Consider the following 6,859-nt stretch of genomic DNA (forward strand, 5'->3'; position numbering starts at 1 on the left):
CTTACGCACCCCCACGCAGAACCAGGAGAGAACTCGTGACCGAGACGCACATCCCGCAGCGCTACGCGACCAACCCCGCCCAGATCCCGGGCATGACGACGCAGGACCTGCGCGACACGTACCTCATCCCCGACGTCTTCGTGCCGGGTGAGATCCGCCTGACGTACACGCACCACGACCGCATCGTGCTCGGCGGCGCCGTGCCCGCGGGCGCGGTGCTCGAGCTCGGCGGATACCCCGAGATCCGCAGCGACTACTTCCTCGAGCACCGCGAGGTCGGCATCATCAACGTCGGCGGCACCGGTACGGTCACCGCCGACGGCGAGGTCTACACGCTCGTCAAGGGCGCGTGCCTGTACCTCGGCCGCGGCATCCGTTCCGTGTCGCTCGCCGACGCTTCCGATGAGACGGGGGCGCAGTTCTACCTCTTCTCGGCGCCGGCGCACACGGCGTACCCGTCGGCTCTGGTGTCGCCCGGCGAGGGCACCGTGCGTGAGCTCGGCGACCAGCTGACCTCGAACCGCCGCACGCTCAACCAGTACATCCACGAGAACGGCGTGAAGAGCTGCCAGATCGTGATGGGCGTCACCGAGCTGCACCCGGGCTCGATGTGGAACACCATGCCGGCGCACACCCACGACCGCCGCACCGAGTGCTACCTGTACTTCGACCTGCCCGAGGACGCCCGCGTCATCCACCTCATGGGCGAGCGCGAAGAGACCCGCCACCTCGTGGTCGCCGACCGCCAGGCCGTCATCTCGCCCTCGTGGTCGCTGCACTCCGGGGTCGGCACGTCGTCGTACACGTTCATCTGGGCGATGGCCGGCGAGAACCAGGCGTTCGACGACATGGACGCGGCCCCCGTCACCGACCTGCGATGACGCGGTTCGACGCCGCCGGCACGGCGACGGCGGCCGCCGGGATCCGGATCTCCGAGTTTCGCGCGATCCCGCCAGGGAGGGCGACGGATGCTGCAGCCTGACTACGCTGGCGGGGTGCCCCGGACTCTGCTCGCGATCGGCGAGACCATGGCGATGGTGACGCCCGTCATCGCGGCTCCCGTTGCCGACGCCGACGCGTTCCTGCTCGATGCCGGGGGAGCGGAGTCGAACGTCGCCGCGCACGTGGCCGCGCTCGGACACCGCGCCGTCTGGTTCAGCCGGCTCGGCGAGGACGCTCTCGGGCACCGCATCGCGCGTCAGCTCTCGGGGCGGGGCGTTGATGTCTCGCGCGTCGTGTTCGACGACGGGCATCCGACCGGGCTGTACGTGAAGGATCCCGGCAACGGGGTGCTCTACTACCGCCGGGGCTCTGCTGCGGCGCATCTGTCGGAGTCGGACGCGGACGACGTGTCGTTCGACGGCGTCGACCTGCTGCATGTCTCAGGTATCACGGCCGCGATCTCCGCGTCCGCCGCCGCGTTCCTCTCGCGCGTCATCGCTCGCGCCCGGGAGCACGGCGTGCCGGTGTCGTTCGACGTCAACCACCGCGCGCCGCTGTGGGATGCCGCGACCGCCGCGCCGGTGCTGCTCGAGCTCGCCCGCAGCGCCGACATCGTGCTCGTGGGCCGCGACGAGGCCGAGACGCTCTGGTCCACCCCGACCGCCGCCGACGTGCGGGCCCTCCTGCCGGACGTCGCCGAGCTCATCGTCAAGGACGGCGACATCGGCGCGACGGCCTTCGTCGGTGACGACGAGGTGTTCGAGCCGGCGCTCGTCGTCGAGGTCGTCGAGCCGGTCGGCGCCGGCGACGCCTTCGCCGGCGGGTACCTCGCGGGACGGCTCTCGGGCGACTCGGTGTCCGATCGCCTGCGGGCCGGCCACGCCCGCGCCGCCCGCACCCTCCAGACCACCACCGACTCGATCGACGAGCCCGCCGCCCCGGCTCCGCCCGCCGACCCGGCTCCGGCTCCGGCTGCCGCCCCGGCTCCGGCCGCCGCTCCTGCTCCGGCTGCCGCCCCGGCTCCCGCCGCCCCGGCTCCGGCTGCCGCCCCGGCTCCGGCTGCCGCTCCGGCTCCGGCCGCCGCTCCGGCTCCCGCCGCTGGCATCCCGACCCCGACATGACGGGTTCGGGGCGCGTCCCCAGCGTTCGGGGCGCACGCCGCACGCCCCGAACGCACGCGGTGCGCCCCAGACCCGCAACGATGACCGAACCTGACGCACGAAGGACCTCCGAATGACCTCCCAGCCCACCTCATCGAGCGCGATGGTCCCCACGCCCCCTCCGGTCGCCGCTGGCGCGTCGGCCGGAGCCTCCGGGCGCGTGGGCCCAGCTGACGCCCAGGGCGCGTGGTTCGACACGGCGTTCGCCGGGGCGCCGCTCATGGCGATCCTCCGCGGCATGGGCGTCGAGCGCTCGGTGCGCCTCTCCGAGACGGCGTGGGACCTCGGAATCGACTCGGTCGAGGTGCCGCTGCAGACCGACGAGGACGAGCGCGCCCTGCGCGCCGTCGTGGAGGCCGCGAACGCCCGCGGCAAGAGCGTCGGTGCCGGCACCATCATCACGCCGGAGCAGGTGACGCGGGCCGCCGACGCCGGCGCGGTGTATCTCGTCTCGCCGGGACTCGATCCGGTCGTCGTCCGGGCGGCGCAGGATGCCGGCATCCCGATCCTCCCCGGAGTCGCCACCCCCAGCGAGGTCCAGCTCGCCGTCTCGCTCGGGCTGACGTGGCTCAAGGCATTCCCCGCGACGTGGCTCGGCAGCGGTTGGTTCAAGCACATCCGCGGACCGTTCCCGCAGGTGACGTTCGTCGCCACCGGCGGACTCGACGCCTCGAACGTCGAGGAGTTCCTCGACGCCGGGGTGCGCGTCGCCGCCGTCGGCTCGGCCCTCGAAGACGCATCACAGCTCGAGCGCCTCGCCGCGGTGCTCCACGCCCGGACAGCTGCGCGATGACCGCCGGCGCGCGCTCGTTCGCGATCGGCGAGACCGACTTCCTCCTCGACGGAGAGCCCTTCCGGGTGCTCGCCGGGGCGCTGCACTACTTCCGGGTGCACCCGGGACAGTGGGCCGATCGCATCCGCAAGGCCAGGCTCATGGGCCTCAACACCATCGAGACGTACGTCGCGTGGAACGCCCACGAGCCGGTGCGCGGCGAGTGGGACGCGACTGGCTGGAACGACCTCGGCCGGTTCCTCGACCTCGTCGCGGCGGAGGGCATGCACGCGATCGTGCGGCCCGGTCCCTACATCTGCGCCGAATGGCACAACGGGGGACTCCCCGTCTGGCTGACGGCGCTCGAAGGCGTCGGCCTTCGTCGTTCCGAGCCTCGCTACCTCGAAGAGGTGACCGCGTACCTGGAGCGGGTGTACGAGATCGTGGCTCCGTACCAGATCGACCGCGGCGGACCCGTCATCCTGGTGCAGATCGAGAACGAGTACGGCGCGTACGGCGACGATACCGCCTACCTCGAGCACCTCGTGCAGGTGACGAAGGATGCCGGCATCACGGTCCCGCTCACCACGATCGACCAGCCGACCGACCAGATGCTCAGCGACGGCAGCGTCGCGGGCGTGCATCTCACGGGTTCTTTCGGATCCCGCGCGGCCGAGCGCCTCGAGACCCTGCGCCGGCACCAGCCCACGGGGCCTCTCATGTGCGCCGAGTTCTGGGACGGGTGGTTCGACTGGTGGGGCAACACGCACCACACGACACCGGCTGCGGCGTCGGCCGCCGAGCTCGACGCGCTGCTGGCGTCGGGCGCGTCCGTGAACTTCTACATGTTCCACGGCGGCACCAACTTCGGGCTGACGAACGGCGCGAACGACAAGGGCCGGTACCTGCCGATCGTGACGTCGTACGACTACGACGCCCCGCTCGACGAGCGTGGAGATCCGACCGAGAAGTACTTCGCGTTCCGTGATGTCATCGCGAAGTATGCGCCGGTGCCCGACGAGGTGCCCGCGGCGAGCGGCCCGGCACCCGCGTTCGAGGTGGGGCTGGAGCCGGTCGAGACGGTGGTGGCGGCATCCGTGTCTGGTCACGAGACCCCGCCGACGTTCGAGGACCTCGGACACCTGAGCGCGCTCGTCGCGTACGAGGCCGAGCTCGGCGGCCGCGGGGGAGTGCTCCGCTTCGGCGAGGTGCGCGATCACGCGTGGGTCTCGGTCGACGGTGTGTCGGTCGGTACGCTGTCGCGCACGCGGCACGAGGACGCACTCGTCGTTCCCGCCGGTCGCCGGCTGCGAGTCCTCGTCGAGGAGCAGGGCCGCGTCAACTACGACGTGCGCCTCGGCGAGCCCAAGGGCCTCATCGGGCCGGTGACGCTGGCGGGTGAGCCCCTCACCGGGTGGACCGCGACGCCCATCGACGTCGCCGCTCTCGCTGCTGCGGCGACGGATGCTGCGACCGCTGTCTCCTCGACGATCGACGTCGCTCCGTTCGTGCTGCGGGGCTCGTTCACGCTCGACGATCCCGCCGACCTCTTCCTCGACACTCACGGCTGGGGCAAGGGCTTCGCCCTCGTCAACGGCTTCCTGCTCGGCCGCTTCTGGTCGAACGGCCCGCAGCGCACGTTGTACGTCCCGGCTGCCGCGCTGAACGCGGGGGAGAACGTCGTCGTCGTGGTCGAGCTGGATCGTGTCGCCGGGGCGATCGCGCGATTCGTCGCCGGGCCCGACCTCGGGCCGCTCGAGGAGTAGCCGGGGACGCAGCCGGCCGGTGCGCCGCGATAGGTTGGCCGCATGCCCGGCTATCTGCGCCCGTCGCCGCCGGCCCGGGTGTTCGTCGACGCATCGGGTGCGCCGATCGCCTACGGCGAGCGGTGGGGCGGCGAGTCGCCGCCCCACGACACGTACTCGGTGACGAGCAATCTCGAGCGGTTCGCGCCCCTGCACGACGTCGCGGATGCTCTGATCACGTGGCTGGCGCAGTCGTTCGACGTCACCGTCGAGGATTCCCCGGAGGCCGCAGCCGATCTCGCGCGGGTGCCCGCTGATGCTGTGCGAGCCGTGCGGGTGCGACCGGCCGACGACGCTGCGTCGCCGTTGACCTTCGTCTTCACGTCGTTCCCCGGCATCCATCTGCACGCCGGCTTCCTCGTCGACGCGTACTTTCCGGTGTGCGGCTGCGACGCGTGCGACGAGACATGGGAGAGCACTGCGGACGAGATGGAGCAGACCGTGTTCTCCGTGGTCGAGGGCGGTCTGTCGGAGCGGTTCACCGAGGGCGCCGAGTTGCCGGTGTCGTTCCGCCTGCAGCGCGGGGACGGTTGGCGCGGCGGCACGAGCCGTGCGCAGGACCACCCCGCTGAGCGCCTGGCCGCGGCGAACTCGGCGCTCGTGGCCGGCCGCACCTGGGTGGCGTGGCAGCCGCGGTAGCGGGCGCCGTCCATCGGAGCAGCTGCGTGGGTCGTCGACGGGGCTGAGGAGCTGGGAGCAGAAGACCGCTGGTTTACTGGGCGGATGCCCCTCGCTGACGCCCGGGTCGCCCTGTGCGGGCCCGCCTCGTGGAACCACCTCATCCTCCTCGACCGACTTCCCGAGCCGGTGCCGCACATGCAGTTCGCGCTCGGTGATCTGCACACCCTCGGCGGGACGTCGGCCGGCAAGGCTCTGCACCTGGCCGATCGCGGCGTCGACGTGGCCCTCCACGCGCTCCTCGGTGCCGACGACGACGGCCGCCGGGTGGCTGAGGCGCTCGACGCGGCGGGCGTGCGGGTCGAGGCCTACCCCTCGGAGCGCACCGAGCGCCATGCGAATCTGATGACCGCCACGGGGGAGCGCGTGAGTCTCTACCTCGCGACGCCGTCGGCGGCATCCGTCGACACGATCGATCGCATCGACGACGCCCTCGCCGGAGCGGATGTCGCGGTCGTCGATCTCAGCGAGGTCGGCGTGGCGATCGTGCACCGCCGACTCACCGGCGCGGCGGGCGTTCCGATATGGACCGACCTGCACGACTACGACGGGACGGCAGAGTTCCACGAGCCGTTCCTCCGCGCCGCCGACGTCGTCTTCATGAACGACGACGCGACCGACGATCCGTGGGCGCTCATGCAGAGCTGCCTCGACCGCGGTCCGCGGCTCGCCGTATGCACCCGCGGCGCGCAGGGCGCTGTCGCGCTCGCCGCGTCGGGCGAACGTGCGACGGTCGCGGCCGTTCCGGTCGACGTCGTCGACACGAACGGCGCCGGCGACGCGTTCTTCGCGGGGTTCCTGGCCGCCTCGCTCACCGGTGAAGGACTGGACGGATGCCTCGCCGCCGGCGCCCGTCAGGCAGTCGTGGCGCTGTCGTCCGAGCACCTGCATCCGGCGGTCGCCGCCGCCGGTGGGGTCACCAGCGCGCTTCGGTGACGTTGGCGGGGCTGGTCGACGCGTCGTAGACCCGCACCCACGCCGGGCGGACGACGATGACCGCGAACTCCGGATCGAGCGCGCGCGACCCGGGGAACTGCTCGTTGTAGGCCCCGCCGTACTCTTCGCGGAGCGTTCCGTGCACGATCGTTCCGAAGCCGTCGATCTGGACGGACACCGCGCCGTCCGTCCCGATGACGACGGCGATGCGGTGATCGTGGCGGAGGTTCTCCGCTTTCCGCGAGAGGGCGAGGGTGTCGAACACGAGCGTGCCGTCGTCGAGCGCGGCGATTCCCACGAGCGCCGCTTCGGGCGCCCCCGACGGCGATACGGTCGCGACGACGCCTTGCGCTTCGGCGCGCACGAACTCCACGAATGCCGGAACGTCGCGCGGATCGAACGCCATCCGCTCACAGTACGGCAGAGGAAGCCGCCGAGGCATCGGCTTTCAGAACAGCGGATGCCTCCCCGCGGTGTCCGGTCAGAAGCCGGTGTTGAGGGCGAAGATCGGCAACCCTGTTGGCGTGCACGCCCGCACGCCCGCACGCCCACACGCCCACGCCCGC

The 6,859-nt window shown here is 71.9% G+C and carries 7 protein-coding genes; 6 read left to right on the forward strand and 1 reads right to left on the reverse strand.

Features of this window, described 5'->3' with window-relative positions; translation table 11 throughout:
* Nucleotides 1-35 precede the first annotated feature (35 nt).
* The 6 genes from kduI to Q9R33_RS09415 all read left to right on the forward strand — a co-directional run bounded on the left by kduI (nt 36) and on the right by Q9R33_RS09415 (nt 6,293).
* Nucleotides 36-881 carry a 5-dehydro-4-deoxy-D-glucuronate isomerase gene (gene kduI / locus Q9R33_RS09390; RefSeq protein ID WP_311293574.1) on the forward strand — a complete coding sequence of 282 codons (846 nt, stop codon included), beginning with the start codon at nt 36-38 and terminating at the stop codon, nt 879-881.
* Nucleotides 882-995: 114 nt separating this feature from the next.
* Nucleotides 996-2,063, forward strand: coding sequence for a sugar kinase (locus tag Q9R33_RS09395; RefSeq protein WP_311293575.1), 1,068 nt, complete (start codon nt 996-998; stop codon nt 2,061-2,063).
* A gap of 112 nt (nt 2,064-2,175) precedes the next feature.
* Nucleotides 2,176-2,895, forward strand: coding sequence for a bifunctional 4-hydroxy-2-oxoglutarate aldolase/2-dehydro-3-deoxy-phosphogluconate aldolase (locus tag Q9R33_RS09400; RefSeq protein WP_311293576.1), 720 nt, complete (start codon nt 2,176-2,178; stop codon nt 2,893-2,895).
* A complete protein-coding gene (locus Q9R33_RS09405) occupies nt 2,892-4,640 on the forward strand; it encodes a beta-galactosidase (RefSeq protein ID WP_311293577.1) in 1,749 nt (582 codons plus the stop codon). Before Q9R33_RS09400 ends, Q9R33_RS09405 begins: the two co-directional genes overlap by 4 nt.
* A 42-nt stretch (nt 4,641-4,682) precedes the next feature.
* Nucleotides 4,683-5,318, forward strand: coding sequence for a DUF6226 family protein (locus Q9R33_RS09410; protein ID WP_311293578.1), 636 nt, complete (start codon nt 4,683-4,685; stop codon nt 5,316-5,318).
* 84 nt (nt 5,319-5,402) lie between these two features.
* Nucleotides 5,403-6,293 (forward strand): carbohydrate kinase family protein, encoded by an 891-nt coding sequence (locus Q9R33_RS09415; RefSeq protein WP_311293579.1) that lies wholly within the window; start codon nt 5,403-5,405, stop codon nt 6,291-6,293.
* Here the strand turns inward: Q9R33_RS09415 and Q9R33_RS09420 are convergent.
* Nucleotides 6,274-6,699: a pyridoxamine 5'-phosphate oxidase family protein gene (locus tag Q9R33_RS09420; RefSeq protein WP_311293580.1), complete on the reverse strand. Its 426-nt coding sequence runs from the start codon at nt 6,697-6,699 to the stop codon at nt 6,274-6,276. The two genes, Q9R33_RS09415 and Q9R33_RS09420, sit on opposite strands and share 20 nt — an antisense overlap.
* Nucleotides 6,700-6,859 lie beyond the last annotated feature (160 nt).

This window comes from Microbacterium sp. PRC9, from assembly GCF_031844125.1.
In the GTDB taxonomy this organism is placed as follows: domain Bacteria; phylum Actinomycetota; class Actinomycetes; order Actinomycetales; family Microbacteriaceae; genus Microbacterium.

What these genes read in the sequence shown, in the direction of transcription:
- Q9R33_RS09400 (WP_311293576.1), top strand. Translation starts at nt 2,176, where the DNA reads ATGACCTCCCAGCCCACCTCATCGAGCGCGATGGTCCCCACGCCCCCT.
- Q9R33_RS09405 (WP_311293577.1), top strand. Translation starts at nt 2,892, where the DNA reads ATGACCGCCGGCGCGCGCTCGTTCGCGATCGGCGAGACCGACTTCCTC.
- Q9R33_RS09410 (WP_311293578.1), top strand. Translation starts at nt 4,683, where the DNA reads ATGCCCGGCTATCTGCGCCCGTCGCCGCCGGCCCGGGTGTTCGTCGAC.
- Q9R33_RS09415 (WP_311293579.1), top strand. Translation starts at nt 5,403, where the DNA reads ATGCCCCTCGCTGACGCCCGGGTCGCCCTGTGCGGGCCCGCCTCGTGG.
- Q9R33_RS09420 (WP_311293580.1), bottom strand. Translation starts at nt 6,699, where the DNA reads ATGGCGTTCGATCCGCGCGACGTTCCGGCATTCGTGGAGTTCGTGCGC.